Origin of the sequence: Mycobacterium sp. TY815 (genome assembly GCF_030755135.1) — a bacterium.
GTDB lineage: Bacteria > Actinomycetota > Actinomycetes > Mycobacteriales > Mycobacteriaceae > Mycobacterium.
Window position 1 is genome coordinate 3,824,710 of record NZ_JAUFRX010000001.1, and the last position, 23,423, is coordinate 3,848,132.

The following is a 23,423-nucleotide window of genomic DNA, read 5'->3' on the forward strand; positions in this document are numbered from 1 at the left end:
CAGTCGTACCATCGGAGAGTCATGACATTCTCTGCACAGACGGCCACAGTCTTGTCCTGCGCGGACACTCCGGTATTGATCGATATGCGGCAGGGTGGCGCCTGCAGGGCCGGCGCGTTCGTCTACGAGGGCGAGCGCGTCACGACCGCGCGCCACGCCCACGACCTGCACCAGCTGGAGTACGTGGTGCAGGGCGTCCTGGAAGTGGAGACCGATGCCGGCGCGTACGTGTTGTCCGAGCGGCAGGCCGCGTGGATCCCAGCGGGGCTGGGACACATCAGCACCATCGACACCCGGGTGCGCTCGGTCTCCATATTCCTGCACCCGGTCCACCTGCAGCCCAGCCGGCCGGGCGCCGGGATCGTGATGGTCTCGCCCCTGATCCGGCAGATGATCATCTACTCCTGCCGGTGGCCCATCAACCGGGATTCGTCCGACCCGGTGGCCGAGGCGTACTTCCACTGCTTCGCCGAGTTACTGGCCGAGCTGCTGGCTTCGCAGAGCCCGTTCAGCCTCCCGACGACCACTCATCCGCAACTCGCCCTGGCGTTGAAGCACACGCGGAATACGTTGTCGGACATTACTATTGATGACGCCGCCGCCGCTGCGGGCATGTCGTCACGTTCGTTGCGGCGATTGTGTCATCGCGAGTTGCAGATGACCTGGCGCGACTACACGCAACAAGCCCGCCTGATGCGGGCGGCGGCGCTGCTCGCCGACTCGGAGTTGAGCGTGCTGCAGGTCGCCACCCGGGTCGGCTTCGACAGCGCCAGCTCGTTCACCCGGGCATTCCGAAGCGCGTGGGGCCTGCCCCCGTCCGCCTACCGTCGCCACGGCAGCGAGTTTCCGGCATGAAACTCAACGCACAGAACCTGAGCGCGCTGCAGATTCCGAAACCCACCTACGATCGCAGCCGGATCAAGGTGGGCATCGTGCATTTCGGTGTCGGCGGCTTCCACCGCGCCCATCAGGCCATGTACGTCGACCGGCTGCTCAGTCAGGGGACCGCACGCAAGTGGGGAATCTGCGGGGTCGGGGTGCTGCCCCGCGACCGCCGGATGCGCGACGCGCTGCGCGACCAGGATCATCTGTACACCCTGACCCTGGCACATCCCGACGGCACCCGGGAACCTCGAATTATCGGCTCTATCATCGACTTCCGCTATGCGCCAGATGATCCCGAGTCGGTGATCGAGCTGCTCGCCGATCCCGGCGTACGCATCATCACGCTGACCATCACCGAAGGCGGATACAACGAACCGCTGAGTCCCGTCTTCGCTCTGGTGACCGAGGCGCTGAACCGGCGGCGCCTGCGCGGCCTGAAATCCCCCACCATCGTGTCCTGCGACAACATCGTCGGAAACGGGCACATCGCCCGGCAGGCGTTCACCTCCTACGCCGAAACGTCCAATCCCGCACTCGCACAATGGATGGACGAGAACACCAAGTTTCCGAACTCGATGGTCGACCGGATCACACCGGCCACCACCCCCGACGTGATCGAAAGCCTGACAACCGAATTCGGAGTCGACGACGCCTGGCCGGTGATCACCGAACCCTTCGCCATGTGGGCCCTCGAGGACGACTTCGCCGACGGGCGGCCACCCCTGGACCGGGCCGGCGTCACGTTCGCCGAGGACGTGTCCCCGTACGAAGCGATGAAGCTGCGGCTGCTCAACGCCAGCCATCAAGGCCTCTGTTACTTCGCGTATCTGGCCGGGTACCGCTTAGTGCACGACGCCGCCCAGGACCCGCTGTTCGCCGAATTCCTCTGGCGTTATATGGATTGCGAGGCGATGCCGACACTCACGCCGGTGCCCGGGCTGCGGGAGTTCAAGGATGGGCTGCTCCCCCGGTTCGCCAACGCCCACGTCCGCGACACGGTCACCCGCCTGTGCGCCGAATCGTCGGACCGGATCCCCAAGTGGCTGCTGCCGGTGGTCCGCGACAACCTGCGCTCCGGCGGCCCGGTGCAGTTGTCCGCGGCCATCGTCGCCAGTTGGGCCCGCTACGCCGAGGGGGTCGACGAGCAGGGCCGCCCGATCGACGTGGTGGATCCGCGGGCGGAAACGCTGATTCCGATCGCCCGCTCGCAGCGCACCGATGCTTCGGCGTTTCTGGCCAACAGGTCCATCTTCGGCAATCTGATCGAGGAACCCCGCTTCGTGGAGCCCTATCTGTGGACGCTGGACTCGCTGCACCGCGACGGCGCCCGCGCGACGGTCGCGAAGCTGTTGCGAACGTGACCCTGGTCGCCGGCATCGACTGCTCGACCCAGTCCTGCAAGGTTCTGGTGTGCGACGCCGATACCGGCGCGGTGCTTCGCCAGGGCCGGGCCGCCCACCCCGACGGCACCGAAATAGACCCGGCCGCATGGGAATCGGCGGCGGGGCAGGCGATCGCCGCGGCTGGCGGATTCGACGACGTGGCAGCGGTATCGGTCGGCGCACAGCAGCACGGCATGGTGTGCCTGGACTCGGCCGGTGCAGTCGTGCGCCCCGCGCTGCTGTGGAACGACGTGCGCTCGGCTGGGGCAGCACGCGACCTGGTGGACGAACTGGGCGGACCGCAGGAGTGGGCGCACGCCGTCGGACTGGTACCACTGGCCGCGGTCACGGTCGCGAAACTGCGCTGGCTCGCCGACCACGAACCTCACCACGCCGACCGCACGGCGGCGGTGTGTCTGCCGCACGACTGGCTGACCTGGCGGCTGCGGGGCGAGTCCGACCCTGCGGCACTGACCACCGACCGCAGCGACGCCAGCGGCACCGGTTACTTCGACGCCGAGACCGGCCGGTACCGCGCCGACCTGCTCGAACTGGCGCTGCGGGGGCGCAGTCCGGCACTGCCACGCGTGCTGCGTCCCTCCGAATCAGTCAGCGGTGCAACACTGTTCGGAGCCGGCCTGGGTGACAATGCCGCCGCGGCGCTGGGCCTGGGCGCGGTAACAGGCGACGTGATCGTCTCGATCGGAACCTCCGGTGTGGTGTGCGCCGTGGCCACCGCTGCGGTACGTGACGATCAAGGTTTTGTGGCCGGGTTCGCCGACGGCACCGGCCGTTACCTTCCCCTGGTGTGCACGCTGAACGCGGCGCGGGTGCTCGACGCGGCGGCGAGGATGCTGCGGGTCGACCACGACGAGTTGTCCCGGCTGGCACTTTCGGCGCCACCGGGCAGTGCGGGCCTGGTGCTTGTCCCCTATCTGGAAGGTGAGCGAACACCCAACCGGCCCAACGCCAGTGGCGCGCTGCACGGGCTTCGGGTCGCCAATGCGACGCCGGCCAACCTGGCCAGGGCGGCGGTGGAAGGCATGCTGTGCGCACTGGCCGAGGGCCTCGCCCAGCTCACCGCGCACGGCGTCAGCGTGCGCCGCCTCCTGATGATCGGTGGCGGGGCGCAGTCACGCGCGGTGCGCGAGATCGCGCCGAGCGTGTTCGGCATGCCCGTATTGGTGCCCACCCCAGCCGAATACGTCGCTCTGGGTGCGGCGCGGCAGGCGGCCTGGGCATGCAGCGGATCAGCGGAACCGCCCGCCTGGTCACCACCCGCGGCACGCGAGTATGCGGCCGACGCCGCACCGTGGATACTCGAGCGCTACGCGCAGGTGCGAGATCTCACCGAATGAGCGGAAGCGGGCGGTAGACCGGCAGGGCGCGGTACTTCGAGGCGAAGGTGGCTTTGTCGTACTTTTCGCCTATCTCGCCGTCATGGGCCACCACGGTGGGTCCGTCGACGGCGGTGAAGGTGAACTCCGGCACCTGCATCTCGTGGTAGAGCGGGCTGCGTTCCAGCCGGCCCAGCGCCAGTGCGCTCAGGATCCTGGTCCTGGCCAGCCGGCGACCGGTTTCCAGAATGCGCACGTCGATCAGGCCGTCGTCCATCCGGGTGCGCCGTGACGGCGCGAATCCCGTTGGCAGATAAAGCGAATTGCCGATGAACATCAGGGAGGTCTGCAGCGTCTTGTTGTCGTAGCTGATGCGCACGGGCTGGCCGTTGAGCAAGGTGTGCAGCATCGCGTACATGCCGGCCAGCGGCTTGCCGATGCGCTTCTCGAGCTTCTCCCGCTCTTGGACGAAGGCGGGATAGGCGCCGATGCTGGCGGTGTTGACCACCATCTGACTCTCGTTGAGGCACATCATGTCGACGTAGGCCACGCTGCCACGCCGGATCGCCTCGATGGTCTTGGCGGTGGAGTCGCAGCCGATGTCCTTGGCGAAGTGGTTGAAGGTCCCGCCCGGGAACACGGCCAGCGGCACACCCGCGTCGGCAGCGACCGCCGCAGCCGCGGCGACGGTGCCATCGCCCCCGCCCACCGCCAGCACCTCGGCGCGCTCGGCGGCGTCGCGCAACACCTGCACCGGGTCGTCATCGGGGTCGAGTTCGACGATCTTCGCTGCGGACAGCTGGTCGCGAACCTCCTCGGCGACGCGGGCACCGCTGCCGCTGTTCGACGCCGGGTTGACGACCAGCACCACCCCGGCGCCGTCGGGACGTTCCGGGACGTCCGCCCGCAGTGGTTCGGTTTTCGGCAACGCGGTCTCGACGATCGGCGGGACCAGCCGGCTACCCAGCACGGCGATGCCGGAGCCGATGCCGAATCCGATGACGACATCACCCGGGTAGTGCGCGCCCACCGCCACCCGGGACAACCCGACCAGGCTGGCCAGCAACGCCAACCCGAAACCCAGCGTTGGGTTCTCCAGGCCCACCCCGACGGCGAATGCGGCGGCGCTGGCGGAGTGCCCCGAGGGCAACGAATTCGACGTCGGGCGTCGCCGCACCCGCCGGACCAGCGGCACCGAATCGTAGAGCGGACGCGGCCGCCGGCGGACCCGCTTGGCGACCTGATTGGTCACCAGGCTGGTGACGCCCAGCGACACCAGCCCGCGCGTGGCGCCGCGCTGCGCCGAGTGCTTGCCCGATGCGAGCAACAACGCGCCGATCGCAAACCACAGCTTGGAATGGTCGGCGGCCCGGGTCAGCGGCGGCATCGCCTTGTCGAGCAGCGGAGTGGGGCTCTCGGCGACCGCCTCGAACAGTTCGCGATCGAGAGCGCCCAAACCACGGGTGATCTGTTTGACGCTACGCAGCGGTCGTATCGGCCGTTCGCTCATTGGCTCCACCCTAACGGTGGCGGGTGGCAGAACCTCACGGCCGCTCACCTTTTCGGCGCAGCGTCCAGGCCGGCACCCAGTGCGTCACCGACTTCTGCCGGGCGCCGAACTCCACCGGGTAGGTCACCAGCCCCCACCAGTCGCCCTGTTCGCATAGCCCCCAGCAGCTCAGCCTGCCTTCGACGACCTTGTGCAACTGCAGGCCGTTCGGGTGATAGCGGCCGGAGCGGTGCGGCTCGCGCGGGAACAACACCGTCAGATCCACCAGCACCGGCACCGGCGGCCGTACCGGGCGGAAAGGTCCGCGGAGCGGTTGCCCGTTGTACCCGATCGACGCGAGCCGCCCCATTTTTCGATCATACGTTCGAACGGGGTGTGGTCACAGTTTCGGTTTCGCCGGATCGGGCAACACGAGAGGCAACAGTGTCTGAAGGGGGCTCGAAGATGAAGACCATGTTCGCTGCCGGGATTCTGACGGCCGGCGCCGCGCTGCTCACCACCGCAGTAGCCGTAGCCAACGCCGATGAAGTGCAGGTCGAAGGCAGTTACGCGACGCTAGCGGCCTGCCAGGCGGACGGCCCGCACGTGGAGATCACTCACAACGACGGGGCTTACACCCACTGGGACTGCCGCCAGGGCGACGATGGGCTCTGGTACCTGCACCTGTCGAACTAGGGCACACCCGTCGAAACTCGGGCGTCAGAAGACGCGCACCCAGTCGACGAGCATGTCCTGCGGGTAGCTGCCGGCGGCCGGGTCGCCGCCGCCTGAGCCACCGACGGCCAGGTTGAGGACCGGGAACACGGTGTAGTCCGGGTCGTTGAACGGCCACTCCTTGAAGGGCTCGTCCAGGTTCTCGATACCGGTGGCCGGGACCGAGAAGTACGGGGCCATGCCGTCGGCATAGTCCACCCAGAAATACATCCCGGTGACGTCCCACTTGACGCGCCAGTTGTGCCAGCCGCCGTCGACGCCGATCGGGTTGGTCTCGAACGCGGTGCCGTCGGGGTTGGCGTGCACGGTGGTGCCCGAAGGCCACGTGCCGTTGCCGTACCACTCGATCAGGTCGATCTCGCCGCTGCGGCCCGGATCGTCGTTGGACAACCACCATGCCGGCCACATGCCCGGAGCCAGGCAGTTGAATTTAATCCGCGCTTCCCAGGTGGTGCCGACGCCGCCGCGCCACAAGCCGTGCACCAGGCCGCCGAAATAGCCGCCGTGGCCATCGTGGGTGGCGCGCAACACCAGGTTGGAATTGCCGTCCAGGAACACATTCTGGCGGCTGTCGCGGTACTGTCCCCAGAACTGCGGCTGGTCGAATCCGACGGGATTGCGGATCGGCGTCCGGAAGTTCGAGATCGCCCACTTACCGGGGTCGGGTGCAGAACCGGCCGGTCCGTCGAACTCGTCGTGCCAGATGAATCCACCGGCCGCTCCGGCCGCGGGGGCGGCCGGCACCGGCGCTGGGCCGGCGGGTGCGGCCGGCCGGGACGGGCTGGCGTTTGCTATCGGGGCCGCGGTCGCGGCCGCCAGTGCGCTGAATCCCGCCATCATGAGCATGCGGCGACGGTCCATCTGTGGCATGGCATGGAAGATAGCAGCCCGCTGCGCGTTGCGTTGACTCCGGCGAGGCGGTGTCTGCGTCGCTCCAGGTCAGTGCGGCAAGCTTTTCGCACGGTGGCCACCGGATGACGTCACGTCAGCGCGGGCGTGGACTCAACCCGGCTCGCTGATCTTGACCAGCGTCTTGCCGATATTCGCCCCGGTGAAAAGTCCGTTGAGAGCGTCGACGCACTGTTCGATGCCGTCGTAAATGGTCTGTCGGTGCCGCAGGCGCCCCTCGGACTCCCACTGGCGCAGGTTGGCGAACGCCTCGTCGAAGCGGCCCCACTGATCGAGTGCGTTGAAGCCCTGCATGGACGCGGTCTTGGACAGCAGATTCACGTAGTTGGCCGGTCCCGGGTGCTCGCCGGTGAGGTAACTGGAGATGACACCGCAGAGCACCACGCGCGCCTTGGACGCGATCCGGCCCAGCACCGCGTTGAGGATGGGTCCGCCGACATTGTCGAAATAGACGTCGACGCGACGCGGACAGTGCTCTTTGAGTCCGGCCACCACGTCGTCGTTCTTGTAGTCGATGCACGCGTCGAACCCGAAGTCCTCGACCACCGCCCGGCACTTCTCGGGGCCGCCCGCGATACCCACCACCCGGGCGCCGGCGATCTTGGCGATCTGCCCTGCGACCGAGCCGGTGGCGCCCGCCGCGGCGGAGACCACCACGGTCTCCCCCGGTTGCGGGCGGCCGATGTCGGTCATGCCGAAGTAGGCGGTGGCGCCCGTGGGCCCGTACACCGACATGATGGCCAGCTGGTCGTCCTCGCCCGGGATGGGTGTGCTGAAGATGTCGTCGCGGATGACCACATACTCCTGGAAGCCGGTCAGCGTGGTGACGATGTCGCCGACAGCGTAAGCAGCGCAACGTGATTCGACGACTTCGCCGATTCCCGCCGCCCGGATCACCTCACCCAGCTGCACCGGCGGCAGGTAGCTGGGCTGGTCGTCGAGCCAGGTGCGCAGAGCGGCGTCGATGCCCACGTAGGTGGTGCGCAGCAGAGCCTCGCCGTCGGCGAGTTCCGGCGCCGGACGGGTGACCAGCTCGGTGTCGTCCGGCTGCACCAGACCGGAGGGGCGGCGGCGCAACAGGATCTGGCGATTCGGCAACTCGGGCACGACGCCGAGCCTATTCCGCGACGTCGCCGATATGGGAGCATCTCAGGCATGAAACCAGAGGATGACCCGGAAGCCCGGATCCGGGAGCTGGAGCAACCCCTGGCTGATCAGGCACGCGCCTCCGAATCGGGCTACGGTCTCGGCTCCGCCGGCGGTTACGACTACCCGCCTCCTCCGCCGGGGCCGGTACCGCCGCCCATGCCGTCCAACATGCCCCCGCCGGGCTACGGCTACAGCAGCCCGTACTCCTCCGGCAGCACCCCCCGGTCATCATCGGGCATGCGCTGGTTCTGGATCCTGGCCGCGGTCGGCGTCCTCGGCGTGCTTGTGCTGGTGGGTGGCATCGCCGCCTACGCCGCCCACCAGTTCTCTCACGACGACCTCGTCGTGCCGTCCCCGACCGAGAGCACCTCGGAGTCGCCCGGCACCGTGCCGAGCCGGACCGCACCCTCCACCGGCAAGACGCACGCGCCGAGCGCGGGTCCGTCCCCGTCGGCCACCGCACCGGCCGGCGAGGAGGTCACGATCTCGGGCATCAACGAGAACAAGACCGTCGCCTGCACCGGCAATGTGATCAACATCAGCGGCATCTCCAACACGGTGACACTCACCGGCCACTGCGCGACGGTCAATGTGTCGGGCCTGCAGAACGTCGTCACCGTCGACAACGTGGACACCATCGAAGCCGCCGGGCTGAACAACAAAGTCGTCTATCACTCCGGCTCGCCGAAGATCAGCAAGAGCGGCAGCGGGAACGTCGTCGAACAGGGTTGACTCAGGTCAGGCAACCCGGGCGCTCGGGTGACACGCCGGTGCGCCGATGCGCCGATGCGCCGATGCGCCGATGCGCACATTAACTCTATGCGCCGCAACATGTTTGAGCCTCGACCCGTGGCTGACAGATCGGCTTTAGTTGGTGGTGGGTGGTGGTTTGGGTTCGAAGGGGGTGTACCACTTCCATTGGGCGCGTTCGCCGCTGGGCCCGCGGTAGGGCGGGACCTGGGGTGGGGTGCTGGTGGGTGGGCGGGCCAGGGACCCGGGGCGCAGGATGTCGCCGTCGCGGTCGGTCACGGTCAGGTGCTCGGCGTCACCGGAGATGGTGATCTCCCCGCGGTGATGCAACCGGTGGTGATACGGGCAGACCAGGATCAGATTGATCAGCTCGGTGGGGCCGCCGTTCTCCCAGTGCCGGATGTGATGGGCGTGCAGGCCGCGGGTCGCCCCGCAACCGGGCACCGCGCAGCAGCGGTCGCGGTGTTCCAGCGCGCGGCGCAACCGCCGGTTGACCGTGCGAGTCGTCCGCCCGGCCCCGATCGGCCGGCCCTCGCGCTCGAACCACACCTCACAGGTGGCATCACAGCTCAGGTACTGGCGCTGGCCCTCACTCAACACCGGGCCCAGGTGCAGCGCGCCCGCGGGCTTGTCGACATCGACGTGCACCACCACCGTGGTGTGCGCGGCGTGCGGACGCGCGGCAGCCTCGGCATCCCAACCCGCCTCCACCAGCCGCAAGAACGCATCCAGCGTGTCCGGCATCGGCGGCGCGGACTCCGACTCACCGCGTGCGGCGCGATCACTCTTCCATTCGGCGACCAGGGCCTCCCGATGCGCGCCCAGCGCCGCCTCAAACGTCGCCGCCTCGGTGTGCGGCAACGTGATCCGCCAGCACGTGGACTCCTCGGTGGCGGTCTTGACGATCGCCGGCTGCCGGCGCGGATCAGGCTTAGGCCGCGGCTCACACTTGATCGCGGTGCGCAGCTGATTGACCGAGGCATGCCGCGCCAACTGCTCATAATGAGCATCCGAGCCGTCCCCAGCCCGCGCCGCGATCACCCCCACCTGATCCAGCGACAACCGACCCTCCCGCAAACCCGCCACACACCGCGGAAACTCCGCCACCCGATGCGCCACCGCCGTCACCGTCTGCGCGTTCGCCGGCGAGCACCCCAACTTCCACGCCACCACCGCCGCCACCGACCGCGCCCCCGTCATCCCCCACAACCCGTCACGATCCAACTCCGCGACGATCTCCACAATCCGCCCATCAATCGCGTTGCGCTGCCCCGCCAACTCCGCCAACTCCTCAAACAACACATCCACACGCTTCACCGCAGGCCTCTGAAAAGAGCCCGCCAAGGCCGTCACCGACATAACCCCATCCTCCCAACGGGGTACGACATCGAGATTCTGTGTGAGTCCGCGATTCGCCGTGGCCGCGACAGTCAGCCGCCGTGCCGCTGACCGCACAACATTGCGTACAGATCGAGGCCGCGGAGATGGCTACCTGTTCGGCGCTGCCCCGATATTCGGCAAGACGACCGGCAGAGACTACGCAGGATCGCTGTCTGCGTCTTTGGCCGGGGCATCCGTCGGATCGTCGAGCACGCTGACCGCGATGCCGTACGGCAGGAACCGCACCTTGCGCTTGGGGTCGGTGTTGTTCTTGTTGGCGCGCAGCGCGTCGAGTTCGTTGGCGTAGACCTGCTCGACCCGGGCGCCGCCGTCGGCGTCCACCGTGTAGATGGCCCAGACGCCGTCACCGGCCTCACCGGTGGTTTCGGGTTCCGGGCGGCTGCGGCGGGAGAGGTCCTCAAAGAGCAACGACCAGCCCGGGCGCCCGCCGGGCGACCCGACATATCTGCTGATCCGCTCGAACGCATCACGCAGACCCTCGGTGCCCTCCCGGATCACCCGATCGAAATCCTCGGGATCGAACCCGAAGCCGCCGCCCGATCCACCCTTATCGCTCATAGGCCCAGTCTGCGCTCAACCCGGCGGTTCCGCTACGGCCCCGGCTCCGCGGGCGGGGCCGGTGGCGGTGGCGGGTTGATCGGGATCGGAATCGACACGAACGGCAGGTGCAGGTACATCGTCATGACCGGAGTCGGTGGCGCTGCCGGCGCCGGGGCGGCCGGTGCGGGCGCCGCCGGCGGCGGCGCCGACGGCGGGGCAGCCTGTTGCACCGGCGCCTGCACCGGTGGGGCCGCCTGCTGGGTGGGCTGCCGGCGCGGCGCGGGCGCCACATAAGCCGGCGCCTGCGCGGGCCGGGTCACGGTCTGCGGCGGCGCCTGCTGAATCACAGGTGGCGCCGGGGGCGCTGCCGCGACCTGCACGGGCGGCGGCGGGACCGGCGTGGCGCTCGGCGGCGGTGGTGCCGCGCTGGGGGCAGGCAGCAAAACCTGAGCCGGCAATTCGGTGGCGGGCGCCTGGGCCGCCGGTGTCTCGACGCTCTGACGCGGACTGGGCTGCTGGGCCGCGGTCGGGCGGACATGCGAGCCCAGCGAGACGATCAGCACCCCGGCCACCACCGCCGCGACTCCGGCGATGGCCGCACTCACCAGCACCAATGGCTTGCGCCGGGTGTCGGTCTCGGGTTCGGCGGCCGGGTCGGTCTCCTCGTCCACCGCGCTGTAGGCCAGCGCGCCTTCACTGACCCCGGCCATGGCGCAGACATCGAGGTAGCTGGGGGTGAGCGCGCGGGGGTTCACCTCACCGGTGCCCGGATCCAGCGCGTAGGCCAGTGCGGACGTCGAGGAAGCGAACAGCGGCGCATTCGCGGATGCCAGCGCGGCGCCCCTGGCCAGCGCCATTTCCGGCTCTTCGGGGCAGCTGACCACCAACGACGTCGCGGCCTCCACAGCCGGCTTCACGCCGACGATGTCGACGCCACATCCGATGAGGAACACGCCGTCGGCCCGCGAACCCGGCGCGTCCAGCCCGGCGACCATCGTCACCAGCCCCGCGGCCGGCGATTCCTCGCTCACGGACTGGCGGTGCAGGTCGACGATCGAGCCGTCGGCGATCTCGACGACGGCGAGCGTGGCGTTGCCGGCCTCGACGAACAGCATCGCGATGTGCTCGTAATCGAGGGCGGCGCCCACCGTCTGCGCCAACGCGGCCGCGGCGAGCAGCGGCGACACCAGCATCACACTGCCGACCTCGCGCGCGGCGAGCTCGAGCCGCAGCGCGGCGACCTCGGTGGGGTCCGTCCAGGTGACGCCGGTGGAGGACAGCTGATAGCCGCCCTCGGCCGCGCCTTCCCGGGTGCCCACCAGCGCGGCGATCACCCGGTCGGTCGCCGCGTCACCGCCGTCTGGGCCCTCCTGGGTAGTGACGTCGATGCTGTCTTCCTCGACGGTCGCGCCGTCAGCATTCGCGCCCTCGATCAGCACCATCCGGACTGCTGAGGTCTCCATCGATACCCCAAGCACGATGTCCATAACCCCTCCAAGCCATGTGCGAGCTGGTCACGGGGTCTAGGCGGACCGGCGCACCGCGCGGGCCGCCGTCGACAGATGTCCGCCCCACTGCTGGAGCGACCGATTCAGCTGGCCTGTATGCAGTTTGCCAGCTCAAACCCTACTCGCGCACATCGAGGCAGGGAGCGATTCCTATGAAGCTCAAATGAGAAGCGCCGGTCAGGGACCCCCTGGCGAGGAGAACGGGTTCTGCGGATTGGCGTTCTGCGGCACCTGGTTGGCGGGGGCCTGGTTGGCCGGCACCTGGTTGGCCGGCACCTGGATCGGGATCGGCAGCGGGAGCAGTGGGACGTGCAGCCACTGCGTCGTCATTTTCACCGGCGGCGGCTCCGAGGTGGCGGGGGCCTCTGCCGCGCTGGGCGCCTCGGCCGCGCTGGGCGGCTCGCTGGTGGAGGGCGGCTCGGAGGTGGGCGGCGTGGTGGTGGCGACGGGCGGGTGTGTGGTGGTGGGCGGCGGAGCCGGCCTGGTCGTCGTCATGGCGGGAGACGGTGGAGGCGGTGGTGGGGGCGGCGGCGTCTCGACACTGGTAGGTGCAGCCGCACTGGGAACCGCCGCCTCGGTGGGCGGTGGCGGCAGCGGACTGGGGGCTGCCGGACTGGTCGGGATCGGATTGGGCAACTTCGCGCTCGGCGATACCGGCGGGGGTGCGACGGTGGGCACGATCGGCGCCGGGTGATGAGTGTGACGTTGCTCGACGGCGGTCAGCGTGATCGCAACCCCGCCGACCGCGGTCATCGCGACCGCGGCGCACAGACCAATCAACAACTGCGACACCCGCAGCCGCCGCCGCGGCGCCTTGGGCGGGTCGATGATGTTGAGCCGCATGGAGAAGCAGGGGCCGTCTTCGTTGTAGGAGTCGCCCTGGAAGGGGGTCGGCACCTCGGGGAACTCGGTCTGCGACCAGGCCAGCTCGCGATCGGTCAACGCGTCCTGGTCGATCACCATCACATCGCCGGCCGGCAGGTCGATCACGCTGGTGCCGGCGGCCTTGGCGCCCGCAGCCAGCAGTCCGATGGAGGTCCGGGTCCGCAGGTCCATCAGGTCATTGCGCGTCGCCATCAGCAGAGCACCTTTGGCGGCCGCACTCACCGGGTCCGACGCGGTCAGCACCGGCAGCCGAGTGTGGAACGAAAGGCGTTGGCTGACAAGCGGAATGTTGGCACCGCCTCCGACAGTCACCACCGCCGCCAGGTCGGCGAAACTGGAATTGTTGCGGGCCAGCATGTCATCGAAGGCATAGATCAGGCCCGTCAGCCGGTCGGCGATCAGATCGTCGAACCTCTCCCGGGTCAGCTCGAGCGCGGTGCCGGCGCCAGAGAGCTCCGCCGCCAGTTCGGTGACGGCATCGGTGGACAGCCGCTCCTTGGCCTCCCGGCACTGCTCCCGCAGCGCACCGAGCTGACCGAGAACCGCGGTGCTGGCCGTGTCGATGTCCCCGTGACCCAGCTCGTCGATCATGTGCAACAGCAGCGCCTGGTCGATCTGGTTTCCAGAGAAGTCGTCGTAACGCATTGTGGCGCTGACGGGTTCGAACTCATCCTTGGTTTCCAGCAGCGTGACGTAGGTGCCGGAGCTGCCGAAGTCGAGCAACCCCACCACACCCCCGGTGGGCACGCCGACCTCCGCGTTCACCGCCGTCAGAGACGCGATCGCATCCGGCACCAGTCTGGGCGCCATCCCGCTGCGTACGAACCCCACGTGGGTTCGCAGGGCGTTGCGCAAGGCTTGCACGGTTGCCGGTTTCCAGTGCGCCGGAACGGCAATCGTGATGTCGGCGGAACTCGCATCGGCACCGACGGCGACCACCATCGCGTCGAGCGCCTCGACCGTCAGCAGGTCGGGGTCATGCGCGGATCCGTCCGGGGATATCAGCGCCACGGAGTCGCCGATTCGTTCCACGAAGGCACTCATCAGGGTGCCGGGATCGGCCGAATTCTCGCCGAACACACCAAGTTTCGGGGCGCAGTGCGGATACAGGGTGAGCACAGCGCGACGGATGACCGGAGAACTTCCGTTCGCCGCCGCAACCAGGTTCATGGTCCCGATCGACAACCCCAGCGGGTCGTACATATAGCCATGCTTTCGTCGATAGGGGTCGGTAGCCAGCGTTAACCTTAGCCGCGGAGTTACCGAATGTGGTTCGGCGGCAACGTCATTGGTATCTGGTCGATGCCGTGTCGTCATCGAAAAGGTATGTTCGGCACCATTGACAAAGCGCCTCCCGTCGCGTCGCGTCCCGGCCCTCCCGCAGCCCGGCCGGCGCGGTGTGCTGCAATGAGCCGGTGAGCCTCTCCGAATACCCCGTGGCAGACATCGAAGCGATCAAACAGGTCAAGTACCGCTACCTGCGGGCGATGGATACCAAGCACTGGGACGACTTCGCCGCGACGATGACCGAGGACATCGTCGGTGCCTACGGCTCGTCGCTGGGCAAGGAACTGCACTTCGACAACCGCAAGGACCTGGTGGAGTACCTGAGCTCAGCCATGGGGCCCGGTGTCGTCACCGAGCACCGGGTGAATCACCCGGAGATCACCGTCGACGGCGACACGGCCTCGGGCATCTGGTATCTGCAAGACCGGGTGATCGTGGCCGAATTCAACTTCATGCTGATCGGTGCGGCGTTCTACCGCGACCAGTACCGGCGCACCCCGGACGGGTGGCGGATCAGCGCGACCGGCTACGACCGCACCTACGAGGCGACGATGTCGGTGGCGGACCTGAAATTCAATGTCAAGCCCGGCCGTGCCCGTGCGGACGTGAGCGAATAGCGTTCGCCTACTTCGCGATCGCGATCACCGCGCCCGGGCGCAACCACTTGATGATCGACACCAGCGTGGCGTCGTCGATCGCGACGCAGCCCTCGGTGGGCCCGCCGTCAGTTGTGTGAAAGAAGAACGCGGCACCACCGCCGGGCACCTTGTTCTTGTTGACGCCCATCACTACCGCGTGCTTGTACTGCGGGATCTGCAGATTCTCGCTTTCGGCGGTGTCGAAGGGACACTGCGCCTTCTGGCACACCTGCATGCTGTTGAAGGTGGGGCTGTGGTCGTCACCGCTCCACCAGTGGTTCGGTCCGACCTGCGTGTAGGGCAGGCCCCCACCGGGATTCGGTGCGGTGCCGAATGCCGAGTCCAGGCTGTACACACCCATCGGGGTGGCCGGGTAGCCGCTCTTGGCCTGCGGCGCCATACCCGCCGAGCCGACGTGGGTGGGGATCCCGGTCTTCAGCGGCTGCCAGCCGGCCGCGGTGCGTTGATAGATGTCCATCTTCGCGTTCGACCCACCGGTCGACACCACCGAAACCACCTGTGTCGCATTGCCGACGGAGTTCGCGAACCAGGGATTGCCGGCGGCCCCGGCCACCGGTGCGAACATGCCTGCCACCACGAACGCGCACACGACAGCACAAAGCTGAGCGAGCAGTCGGCGCATGCGTCAATCGTCAGACCCGCCGTAGCGCAGGGTCAAGTAAAGGTTAAGCCCCGGTTGGGTCACGGGGCTGTGACCCGGGCCGAAAACCCCAGAGACACAACATGAAATACACATAGCCCAGCGCCCAGCCGGCGATCACGTCCGAGGGGTGGTGCACGTTGAGCGCCACCCGGGCCACCCCGACGATGAACACGCCCAACCCGGCCAGCACCATCAAGACGATCCGTGCCTGCCCGCTTTTCACCACCGGCAGCCCCAGCGCCAGCAGCGCCAGCAGACTGCACATCGCCTCCAGCGCATGCCCGGACGGAAACGACGTCTCGGACGCGTACACCAGGGCGGTGGTGGGTCGCGGACGCCCGGCCAGATTTTTGGCCACCAGGGTGATGAACCCGTTCAGCGGCCCGCACAGCATCAGCAGCAGCGCCATCCGCACCCGTCGTCGCACCAGCGTGAACACCATGGCCGCCAAGGTCACCAGCCGCAGCGGAATCGGGCCCAGCACGAAGGACACGATGACCCAGAACCGCACCCAGCCCGCGTGCTTGATCCCGATGTCGTGCGCCGGGTTCAGCAGCGCCCAATCGAAATCGTGCAGCCAGACCCAGTGCTGCCGGTGGCCCACCCACAGCGCGGCGTAGAGCACCACCGCCGCGAAGGCCAGCCATGCAGACCACGAAAGGCGCTGGACAATTCGTGGGCTGGTCATCGGCTACATCGATACAGGCTCGGTGCACCGAACGCCAATCGGACACATACTGGCGTCATGCCCGTGATTCTTCGTAGGTTGTTCGGCGTCGGTAAGTTGCCCGCGGAGCTGCATGCGCAGGTGGAGGCCGAAGGCCTCATCCATCTCGCCGAGTTCGTCGCAGTCACCAGGCGGTTCAGCGGCTCCATCCCGGGTCTGCGGTCCCAGGGCAGCATCGCCAGTTACGTGGGGTCCCTTGCGTTCACCGAGCAGCGGGTGCTCGCGACGATGTCGGTGGTGCCCAAACTGGCCGGGCGGGTCGTGGACGTCCGCTGGGACGAAGCGCAGGTGGGTGCGGCGAAGGCGGAGATTTCCGCGACCGGATTACAAGTCGACCTGGACACCGCCGCGGTCGACGAACGGTTCCACGGTCATCTCTCGCTGCATTTCAAGGACTCCCTGGACGAGGATGTGCTGGCCCGCCTGCCGCGGCGGTCGCTGGCGTTCGACGTGCCGCCCGAATACGTGTTCCGGGCGGTGGGCGTCAGCTACAGCCCGTGACGGCCACGTTTCTACGATGACCGGATGACCGATTACGCGTATAGCGCGGCCGAGCGGCGCGCCGTGTACCGCGTGATCGCGGAACGACGCGACATGCGCCGCTTCCGTCCGGGCGCGCGGGTTCCCGAGGAGGTGCTGAGCCGGCTGCTGCAGGCCGCGCACGCGGCACCCAGCGTGGGTCTGATGCAGCCGTGGCGTTTCATCCGGATCACCGACGGTGACCTTCGACGGCGCATTCACGGGCTCGTCGACGAGGAACGCAAGCTCACCGGCGCGGCGCTGGGCCAGCGGGAGGCCGAGTTCCTGGCCCTGAAAGTGGAAGGTGTGCTGGAGTGCGCAGAACTGCTGGTGGTGGCGCTGTGCGAGGACCGGGAGACGCACATCTTCGGCCGGCGCACGCTGCCGCAGATGGATCTCGCGTCGGTCTCCTGCGCGATCCAGAACCTGTGGTTGGCGGCACGCTGCGAGGGCCTGGGCGTCGGCTGGGTGTCGCTGTTCGATCCGCACCGGCTGGCGGCGTTGCTGGGCATGCCCGACGGCGCCGAACCGGTGGCCATCCTGTGCGTGGGGCCGGTGCCGGAATTCCCGGAACGCCCGGCGCTGGAGCTCGACGGCTGGACGACGGCGCGACCGCTGCCGGAGTTCGTCTCGGAAAATCAATGGCAGACTCCTCAGAACGAAAGGACGGTGTGAATGGGTGACTCGGCAACAGCCGCGCAGAATGTCCTGCTCGTGCACTGGCACGACCTCGGGCGCTACCTCGGTGCCTACGGCCACCCGGACGTGTCGAGCCCACGACTGGACCAGTTGGCCGCCGAGGGCATCCTGTTCACCCGGGCCCATGCCACGGCGCCGCTGTGCTCGCCGTCGCGCGGCTCGCTGTTCACCGGCCGCTACCCGCAGAGCAACGGCCTGCTCGGGTTGGCCCACCACGGTTGGGAATACCGCACCGACGTGCGGACCTTGCCGCAAATACTTTCCCAATCAGGTTGGTATTCAGCACTTTTCGGTATGCAGCACGAGACGTCATATCCCAAGCGGCTTGGTTTCGACGAGTTCGACGTGTCGAACTCCTACTGCGAGTACGTGGTGGAGAAGGTCGGAGAATGGCTGCAGGACAGCCCTGCTGACCTGTCCGGCCAGCCATTTCTGCTGACGGCCGGCTTCTTCGAAACCCACCGGCCCTACCCGCACGATCGCTACGAACCGGCCGACAGCGCGAGCGTACAGTTGCCGGACTACCTGCCGGACACACCGGAGGTACGCGGCGACCTGGCCGACTTCTACGGGTCGATCACCACCGCGGATGCGGCGGTGGGCCAGATTCTGGACACGCTGTCGCAGACCGGTCTGGACGCCAGTACCTGGGTGGTCTTCTTCACCGACCACGGCCCGGCATTCCCGCGCGCCAAGTCCACCCTCTACGACGCCGGAACCGGCATCGCACTGATCATCCGGCCACCGACCAGCCTGGGCGTGGCGCCGCGGGTGTACGACGAATTGTTCAGCGGCGTCGACCTGTTGCCCACGCTGCTGGGCCTGTTGGGCATCGAGGTGCCCGGCGACGTCGACGGCGTGTCGCACGCGGACGCGCTGTTGGCACCCGAAGAGGTCGCTCCGGTGCGCGATCACGTCTACACCACGAAGACCTACCACGACTCCTTCGACCCGATCCGTGCGATCCGCACCAAGGACTACAGCTACATCGAGAATTACGTCCCCCGGCCGCTGTTGGACCTGCCATGGGACATCGAGGAGAGCCCGTCGGGAATCGCAGTCGCTCCGTTCGTCAGCGCGCCCCGGCCCGAGCGCGAACTCTACGACCTGCGAACGGACCCGACCGAGACCACGAATCTGCTGGCCGGCGATTCTCCGGGTGACTCCGATGACGTCGCGGCCGATCTTGCCGTCCGGCTGCACGATTGGCGTCAGCGCACCGGTGACGTGATTCCCTCGGAGTTCGCCGGCACCCGGATCTCGGTGCGCTACACCGAAACGTATCTGAAGATCCACCGCTCGGCAGCGACCAGCCGCTCGGCGATCGCGGTCGACCGAGGCATCGAAGACGAGGTCGAGCCCGGGTTAACCAGTTGAGCGGCGGCCGTCCACCTGCGCCACGATGAACAGCCGGCGGAACGGGAAGATCGTGGTGCCGTCGGCGCGGGGCGGATAGGCGTCGTCGAGCAACGGGATCAGCTCCTGACGGAACTGGTCGAAGCCTTCGTCGTCAAGGCGCTCGCGCACCGGCACCAGCGCGGTGCCGGTGATCCATTCCAGCACCGGGTGCTCGCCGGTGAGCTGATGCAGATAGGTGGTCTCCCACGCGTCGACGCGGCAGCCCGCATCCATCAGCAGATCCGCGTAATGGGTGGGCGGGTGGACCACAGCGCCCACGCGAAACGGTATGTCGCGCATGATCTTTGCGTACGGCTCACGGCGCGCCAGCGCACGCACGGCGGCGTGCGACGGAGTGTCGAAATTGCCCGGGATCTGAACCGCGATCCAGGATCCGCCCGGAAGCTGACCGACCCACTTGAGCAGCAGGTCGGAGTGCTCGGGCACCCAGTGCAGCGCCGCGTTGCTCACCACGACGTCGGTGTCGGGCTGCGGCTTCCAGTTGCGCAGGTCGGCGGTGACGGCATCGATCCCGCGTTCGCGGGCCGCGGCCACCATCTCCGGAGAGCTGTCGATGGCCTCGATCACCGCCTGCGGCCAGCGCTTGGCCAGGTACCGGGTCAAGTTGCCGGGACCGCAACCGAGGTCGACCACCCGCCGCGCCCGGTCCGCGCCCACCCGCGACACCAAGTCGTAGAACGGCCGGCTGCGATGATCCGCAAAGGCCAGGTAGACGTCGGGATCCCACATATCGGTCCTCCTGATCGACACCTGCACTTAAGGGTGTCACCAACAAACCGTATTACCGGACGGCCCCCCAATGCGCGTCGACCGGGTGCCAATTATTGACGAGCATGTCGAAAGGCCCCGCATCCGCCACAATCAGCGCGTTACGATCGGGAAGATGTCTGAGATCTCGGACCTGGTCGGTGACACCGACCCGATCAGTCCTCCACTGCCCATCCCCGACGTACCCGGCGCCGACGTCGGCGCCGAGGGATTGCCTGCCCGCTCGACTCTGTCGCCCCGCCAGCGGGTGGTGGTGGAGGCCTCGGCGATCAGCGATGTCGCACTGCGCACAACGGCATCGGCGCTGCTGGCCGCCACCGTGGCTCCGGTCGTCGTCAGCAGCAATCTGCGGCGCGGCGATTCTGCCAGCGAGCGTGACAAGTTGAAGTTCTACGCCGAGCTCGGCGCCGAGCGTGACCCGCGCCTGTCCTTCCCGGCTCCGCTGGAACCGCCGAAAAACGTGACCCGGCATGCCAGTCCGCTCGCACAACGGGTCGCGCTGGCCACCATCGACAACATCTCGTTCCCCAGCAGCTTCCGGGCGATAAACCCCGCCATGCGCAAGCGGTGGAGCGCGCTGCCGGCCAACAACGTGGTCTGGGCCCAACATTGGCGCCACGACGACGGGCCCCGCCCCACGCTGTGTGTCATCCATGGGTTCATGGGGTCCTCGTATCTGTTCAACGGCCTGTTCTTCTCGCTGCCCTGGTATTTCCGGTCCGGCTACGACGTGTTGCTGTACACGTTGCCGTTTCATGGCAAGCGCGCCGAAAAGCACTCGCCGTTCAGCGGTTTCGGCTACTTCGCCAGCGGGCTGAGCGGTTTCGCCGAGGCGATGGCGCAGGCCGTGCACGACTTTCGCTCCGTCGTGGACTATCTGCAGGGCACCGGTGTGGAACGGATTGCGCTGACCGGACTTTCACTCGGTGGCTACACGTCGTCGCTGATCGCCTCCGTCGACGACCGGCTCGAGGCCGTCATCCCCAACTGTCCCGTCATCACACCCGGTGATCTCTTCGACGAGTGGTTCCCGGCCAGCACACTCATCAAATTCGGCAGGTGGCTGACCAGCATCAACAACGAGGAGTTGCAGGCCGGGCTGGCCTACCACGGCCCGCTGAACTACCAGCCGCTGCTGTCCAAGGACCGCCGCATGATCATCACCGGTCTCGGCGACCGGATGGCCCCACCCGAGCACGCGGTGGCGCTGTGGAAGCACTGGGAACGGTGCGCGCTGCACTGGTTCCCCGGCAGCCACGTGCTGCACGTCAGCCAGCTGGACTACCTACGCCGGATGACGCCGTTCCTGCATCAGTTCATGTACGACTAGATCAGTTCAGGTACGGCCAGATCAGGTCAGATACGACTAAGCGCCTCGGACGGGCCTTGCGCAGTCGGCCAGTCCAACCGCTCCAGCAGGTCGGCGGGCGCCTCGGTGTGACCGTCGAGCCGTCGCGTCGACAGCGGGTCCAGCGTCTGCAACGCCGGCCGCTGGTTGCCCCGCTCCAAGGTCAGGCCCGCGACCGGGGCGGTGCCGCCCGGTGCGGCATCGGTACGCAACGCACATGCCGCGGCAACCGTGCGGTGGGTCCCCGCGTCCGCGATCTCCAGGGCCATCCAGGTCTCCCGGGCCTGCTGCTCCCGAACCGCGGCCAGCGTCACTCCCAGCCCGTCGTCTGCTTTGACCCGATATGCCGCAACATAATCCGAGCCACCCAGCTGCACCGCGCTCCACGTCTCGCGGGCAGTCTCCCCGGACTCGAACGCCAGCACCTCCGGGACGTCCTCGGCGGCAACGGTATTGGCGTCGAATCCGACCTCCCGCAGGTGATCGGCCAGCCGGCGGGCGGCCACCTCGGCGGTCTCGTGCAACGGGATCCGGGCCGAGCGGGCCTGCAGCGCGGCCAGGTTGTCGACGGCCGACACGGTCAACCCGATCCAGGTGTCGGTGGCACCGGATGCGTTGTGGCGACTGGTGATCCGGATGCTGTCCGCGCGAATGCCATAGCAGTTCAGGTAGCGCGCGATCAGCGGCAGCGCAGCCGAGGACGCCGGTCCCAGCCGCAGCAACGCGGTGGTGCGGGTGTTCGCATCGGGCTCGGGCACCGGTCTCCCACCGCGGCGGACGATGGCCAGCCGCCGGCGCAGGATCGTGGTGAAGTGCAGTCCGCGCCACCACCCGAACAGCAGGATCACCGCCACCGCAGCGATGCCGATCAACCAGTAGGCGCGGGTGGACTGCCAGGGGTAGGCCATGGCGGCCGGCACCACTGCCAGCAGCGCCAGGGTGACCCGGGCGGCACCCGGTGCGGGAATCGAGTGGCTCACGGGGTGGTGGACTCCTTCCGGCGGCGAACTACCGCCACCGTCGCTGCGGTGATGATGACGAGCAGCGTCAGCACGCCGGCTCCGGCCAGTGCGACGTTGCGCGGTGTGGTGTCCTGCGGCGCCGGTGGCTGCGGGACTGCGACCGGCTTGACCGAAGCCGGCGCCGGGGCCCCGCCTGCCGGCGACGGCAGCTGCCAGGTCAGTGCCGCGACGGCATCCAGCGTGCCGGCCCCGACGACGTTCGACGGATCCCGCGGACCGTTCTGGGCGGTCGCCGTGAGGCGGCGCACCACCTCGGCGGCGGGTAGATCGGGGTACTTGGCACGGACCAGCGCGGCGACCCCGGAGACGTAGCCGGCCGCATAGCTGGTGCCGCTGAGGGGGATCAGCTGTTGATGGTCGTCGGGCAGGCCGTTGGCCAGGCCGCCGCCGTCGGCGTTGCTCACCGACGCGATGTTCTCCCCGGGCGCGGCGATGCCGACCCACGGGCCGGCCATGGTGAACTTCGAGGGCCGGCCGTCCGGCGACACGGACGCCGCCGACAGCACGTACGGCTGCCACCAGGACGGGACGGAGACCGACGTGACGCCCGCCCAGTTGCGCGGATCGCTGGGGCGGCTCAGGTCGGTCAGCGGGTTCGATTCGCACGACGTGCCGCCGGCGACCGATCCGGTCGGGCCACTGTTGCCCGCCGCGGCCACGATCACCACATCCTTGTCCACCGCCGCATACTTGATCGCCGCTCCCAGCTCGGCCTGATCCACGGCGCGGTCGGCCGGCAGGCAGGTGATCGCGGAGATGTTGATGACCCTGGCGCCGCGATCGGCCGCATGCACGATGGCGCGCGCCAGGGCTTCGATGTCGATGGCCGCCCGCGCCAGCGTGGGGTCGCCACCGGGGGTGCGCGGCGAGAACTTGGCCGACGTCACCCGCAGCGACAACAGCCGCGCCGCGGGCGCCACACCGGAGAAGCCGTCGTCTCCGGGCTGGCCGGCGACGATGCCGGCGACCAGCGTGCCGTGCCCGTCGCAGTCGGTCAGCCCGTCGGTGGCCTCCACGAAGTCACCGCCGGCCTCGACATTGCTCAGCCGCGGACCCGGCCGCACGCCGGTGTCGATGATCGCCACCAACTGGCCCTCGCCCCGCGAAAACTGCCACGCCGCAGGGAGATTCAGCATGGACTGGCTGGGCGTCGGCGTGCCCGGGTCGCTGCCGGGGATGACGCCGGAGACGCTGCACGGGCCGCGCTGCTCCATTGTCTGCGCCGGACCCGGCGTCCCGCTCGGCGGCGGTGCCGCCGCGTCCACCACCGGCGGGCTGATCGCCAGCGCCGGCGGCGCCGCCGCGATCACCGGGGCCTGCATCAGCGCCAGAACCGCTGTGCAGCAACCCAATCCAGCGGCA

Annotated in this window: 23 protein-coding genes; 10 read left to right on the top strand and 13 right to left on the bottom strand. The window is 68.3% G+C overall.

Annotation, left to right across the window (positions count from 1 at the left end; translation table 11 throughout):
• Positions 1 to 21: 21 nt before the first annotated feature.
• From QXK92_RS16635 to xylB, 3 genes are read left to right on the top strand one after another with little or no spacing between them, the layout of a single operon-like run.
• Complete coding sequence (locus tag QXK92_RS16635) at positions 22 to 855, top strand: AraC family transcriptional regulator (RefSeq protein WP_306242969.1); 834 nt, start codon at positions 22 to 24, stop codon at positions 853 to 855.
• Positions 852 to 2,246, top strand: coding sequence for a mannitol dehydrogenase family protein (locus tag QXK92_RS16640; RefSeq protein WP_306242971.1), 1,395 nt, complete (start codon positions 852 to 854; stop codon positions 2,244 to 2,246). The genes QXK92_RS16635 and QXK92_RS16640 overlap by 4 nt, the downstream gene beginning before the upstream one ends.
• A complete protein-coding gene (gene xylB, locus QXK92_RS16645) occupies positions 2,243 to 3,625 on the top strand; it encodes a xylulokinase (RefSeq protein ID WP_306242973.1) in 1,383 nt (460 codons plus the stop codon). Before QXK92_RS16640 ends, xylB begins: the two co-directional genes overlap by 4 nt.
• Here xylB and QXK92_RS16650 read toward each other — a convergent pair.
• Both QXK92_RS16650 and QXK92_RS16655 read right to left on the bottom strand, forming a co-directional pair.
• Positions 3,615 to 5,114: a bifunctional phosphatase PAP2/diacylglycerol kinase family protein gene (locus QXK92_RS16650; RefSeq protein WP_306242975.1), complete on the bottom strand. Its 1,500-nt coding sequence runs from the start codon at positions 5,112 to 5,114 to the stop codon at positions 3,615 to 3,617. The two genes, xylB and QXK92_RS16650, sit on opposite strands and share 11 nt — an antisense overlap.
• 34 nt (positions 5,115 to 5,148) lie before the next feature.
• Positions 5,149 to 5,463 (bottom strand): hypothetical protein, encoded by a 315-nt coding sequence (locus QXK92_RS16655; RefSeq protein WP_306242977.1) that lies wholly within the window; start codon positions 5,461 to 5,463, stop codon positions 5,149 to 5,151.
• A gap of 95 nt (positions 5,464 to 5,558) precedes the next feature.
• Between QXK92_RS16655 and QXK92_RS16660 the strand changes: the two genes are divergently transcribed.
• Positions 5,559 to 5,789: a hypothetical protein gene (locus tag QXK92_RS16660; RefSeq protein ID WP_306242980.1), complete on the top strand. Its 231-nt coding sequence runs from the start codon at positions 5,559 to 5,561 to the stop codon at positions 5,787 to 5,789.
• A gap of 24 nt (positions 5,790 to 5,813) precedes the next feature.
• Here QXK92_RS16660 and QXK92_RS16665 read toward each other — a convergent pair whose 3' ends face one another.
• Together QXK92_RS16665 and QXK92_RS16670 are read right to left on the bottom strand one after the other, a co-directional pair.
• Positions 5,814 to 6,698 carry a family 16 glycosylhydrolase gene (locus QXK92_RS16665; protein WP_306242982.1) on the bottom strand — a complete coding sequence of 295 codons (885 nt, stop codon included), beginning with the start codon at positions 6,696 to 6,698 and terminating at the stop codon, positions 5,814 to 5,816.
• Between the two features lie 132 nt (positions 6,699 to 6,830).
• Positions 6,831 to 7,844 (bottom strand): NADP-dependent oxidoreductase, encoded by a 1,014-nt coding sequence (locus tag QXK92_RS16670; protein WP_306242984.1) that lies wholly within the window; start codon positions 7,842 to 7,844, stop codon positions 6,831 to 6,833.
• Between the two features lie 48 nt (positions 7,845 to 7,892).
• Between QXK92_RS16670 and QXK92_RS16675 the strand changes: the two genes are divergently transcribed.
• Positions 7,893 to 8,618, top strand: a complete 726-nt coding sequence (locus QXK92_RS16675) for a DUF3060 domain-containing protein (protein ID WP_306242986.1) — start codon at positions 7,893 to 7,895, stop codon at positions 8,616 to 8,618.
• A 135-nt stretch (positions 8,619 to 8,753) separates the two neighbouring features.
• Here QXK92_RS16675 and QXK92_RS16680 read toward each other — a convergent pair whose 3' ends face one another.
• The 4 genes from QXK92_RS16680 to QXK92_RS16695 form a co-directional block, all read right to left on the bottom strand.
• Positions 8,754 to 9,995, bottom strand: a complete 1,242-nt coding sequence (locus QXK92_RS16680) for an HNH endonuclease signature motif containing protein (RefSeq protein WP_306242988.1) — start codon at positions 9,993 to 9,995, stop codon at positions 8,754 to 8,756.
• A gap of 177 nt (positions 9,996 to 10,172) precedes the next feature.
• Positions 10,173 to 10,595, bottom strand: coding sequence for a hypothetical protein (locus QXK92_RS16685; protein ID WP_306242990.1), 423 nt, complete (start codon positions 10,593 to 10,595; stop codon positions 10,173 to 10,175).
• A gap of 32 nt (positions 10,596 to 10,627) precedes the next feature.
• Entirely contained in the window at positions 10,628 to 12,064 is a 1,437-nt protein-coding gene (locus QXK92_RS16690; protein ID WP_306242992.1) for a hypothetical protein, read from the bottom strand.
• A 198-nt stretch (positions 12,065 to 12,262) separates the two neighbouring features.
• Positions 12,263 to 14,173 carry an Hsp70 family protein gene (locus tag QXK92_RS16695; RefSeq protein ID WP_306242994.1) on the bottom strand — a complete coding sequence of 637 codons (1,911 nt, stop codon included), beginning with the start codon at positions 14,171 to 14,173 and terminating at the stop codon, positions 12,263 to 12,265.
• 194 nt (positions 14,174 to 14,367) lie between these two features.
• On the opposite strand from QXK92_RS16695, the gene QXK92_RS16700 reads away from it, so the two are divergent.
• The gene (locus QXK92_RS16700) at positions 14,368 to 14,874 is read left to right on the top strand and encodes a nuclear transport factor 2 family protein (protein ID WP_306242995.1); all 507 of its coding nucleotides are present in this window, start codon (positions 14,368 to 14,370) and stop codon (positions 14,872 to 14,874) included.
• A gap of 7 nt (positions 14,875 to 14,881) precedes the next feature.
• Here QXK92_RS16700 and QXK92_RS16705 read toward each other — a convergent pair whose 3' ends face one another.
• Together QXK92_RS16705 and QXK92_RS16710 are read right to left on the bottom strand one after the other, a co-directional pair.
• Complete coding sequence (locus tag QXK92_RS16705; RefSeq protein WP_306242997.1) at positions 14,882 to 15,538, bottom strand: L,D-transpeptidase; 657 nt, start codon at positions 15,536 to 15,538, stop codon at positions 14,882 to 14,884.
• Between the two features lie 43 nt (positions 15,539 to 15,581).
• Positions 15,582 to 16,247 (bottom strand): phosphatase PAP2 family protein, encoded by a 666-nt coding sequence (locus QXK92_RS16710; protein WP_306242999.1) that lies wholly within the window; start codon positions 16,245 to 16,247, stop codon positions 15,582 to 15,584.
• Between the two features lie 57 nt (positions 16,248 to 16,304).
• Here QXK92_RS16710 and QXK92_RS16715 point away from each other — a divergent pair, with 57 nt between their 5' ends.
• Genes QXK92_RS16715 through QXK92_RS16725 form a run of 3 tightly spaced genes read left to right on the top strand, consistent with a single transcriptional unit; the run spans position 16,305 to position 18,881 of the window.
• Positions 16,305 to 16,787 carry a hypothetical protein gene (locus tag QXK92_RS16715; RefSeq protein ID WP_306243001.1) on the top strand — a complete coding sequence of 161 codons (483 nt, stop codon included), beginning with the start codon at positions 16,305 to 16,307 and terminating at the stop codon, positions 16,785 to 16,787.
• A gap of 24 nt (positions 16,788 to 16,811) precedes the next feature.
• A complete protein-coding gene (gene bluB / locus QXK92_RS16720) occupies positions 16,812 to 17,480 on the top strand; it encodes a 5,6-dimethylbenzimidazole synthase (protein WP_306243003.1) in 669 nt (222 codons plus the stop codon).
• Entirely contained in the window at positions 17,481 to 18,881 is a 1,401-nt protein-coding gene (locus QXK92_RS16725; protein WP_306243004.1) for a sulfatase, read from the top strand.
• On the opposite strand, the gene QXK92_RS16730 is transcribed toward QXK92_RS16725, so the two are convergent.
• Positions 18,870 to 19,652: a trans-aconitate 2-methyltransferase gene (locus QXK92_RS16730; protein WP_306243006.1), complete on the bottom strand. Its 783-nt coding sequence runs from the start codon at positions 19,650 to 19,652 to the stop codon at positions 18,870 to 18,872. The two genes, QXK92_RS16725 and QXK92_RS16730, sit on opposite strands and share 12 nt — an antisense overlap.
• Before the next feature lie 154 nt (positions 19,653 to 19,806).
• On the opposite strand from QXK92_RS16730, the gene QXK92_RS16735 reads away from it, so the two are divergent.
• Positions 19,807 to 21,021, top strand: a complete 1,215-nt coding sequence (locus QXK92_RS16735) for a S9 family peptidase (RefSeq protein ID WP_306243008.1) — start codon at positions 19,807 to 19,809, stop codon at positions 21,019 to 21,021.
• Between the two features lie 26 nt (positions 21,022 to 21,047).
• Here the strand turns inward: QXK92_RS16735 and eccE are convergent, their stop codons facing one another.
• The gene (gene eccE, locus QXK92_RS16740) at positions 21,048 to 22,019 is read right to left on the bottom strand and encodes a type VII secretion protein EccE (RefSeq protein ID WP_306243010.1); all 972 of its coding nucleotides are present in this window, start codon (positions 22,017 to 22,019) and stop codon (positions 21,048 to 21,050) included.
• Positions 22,016 to 23,383 carry a type VII secretion-associated serine protease mycosin gene (gene mycP / locus QXK92_RS16745; RefSeq protein WP_306244482.1) on the bottom strand — a complete coding sequence of 456 codons (1,368 nt, stop codon included), beginning with the start codon at positions 23,381 to 23,383 and terminating at the stop codon, positions 22,016 to 22,018. Before mycP ends, eccE begins: the two co-directional genes overlap by 4 nt.
• Positions 23,384 to 23,423: the final 40 nt, after the last annotated feature.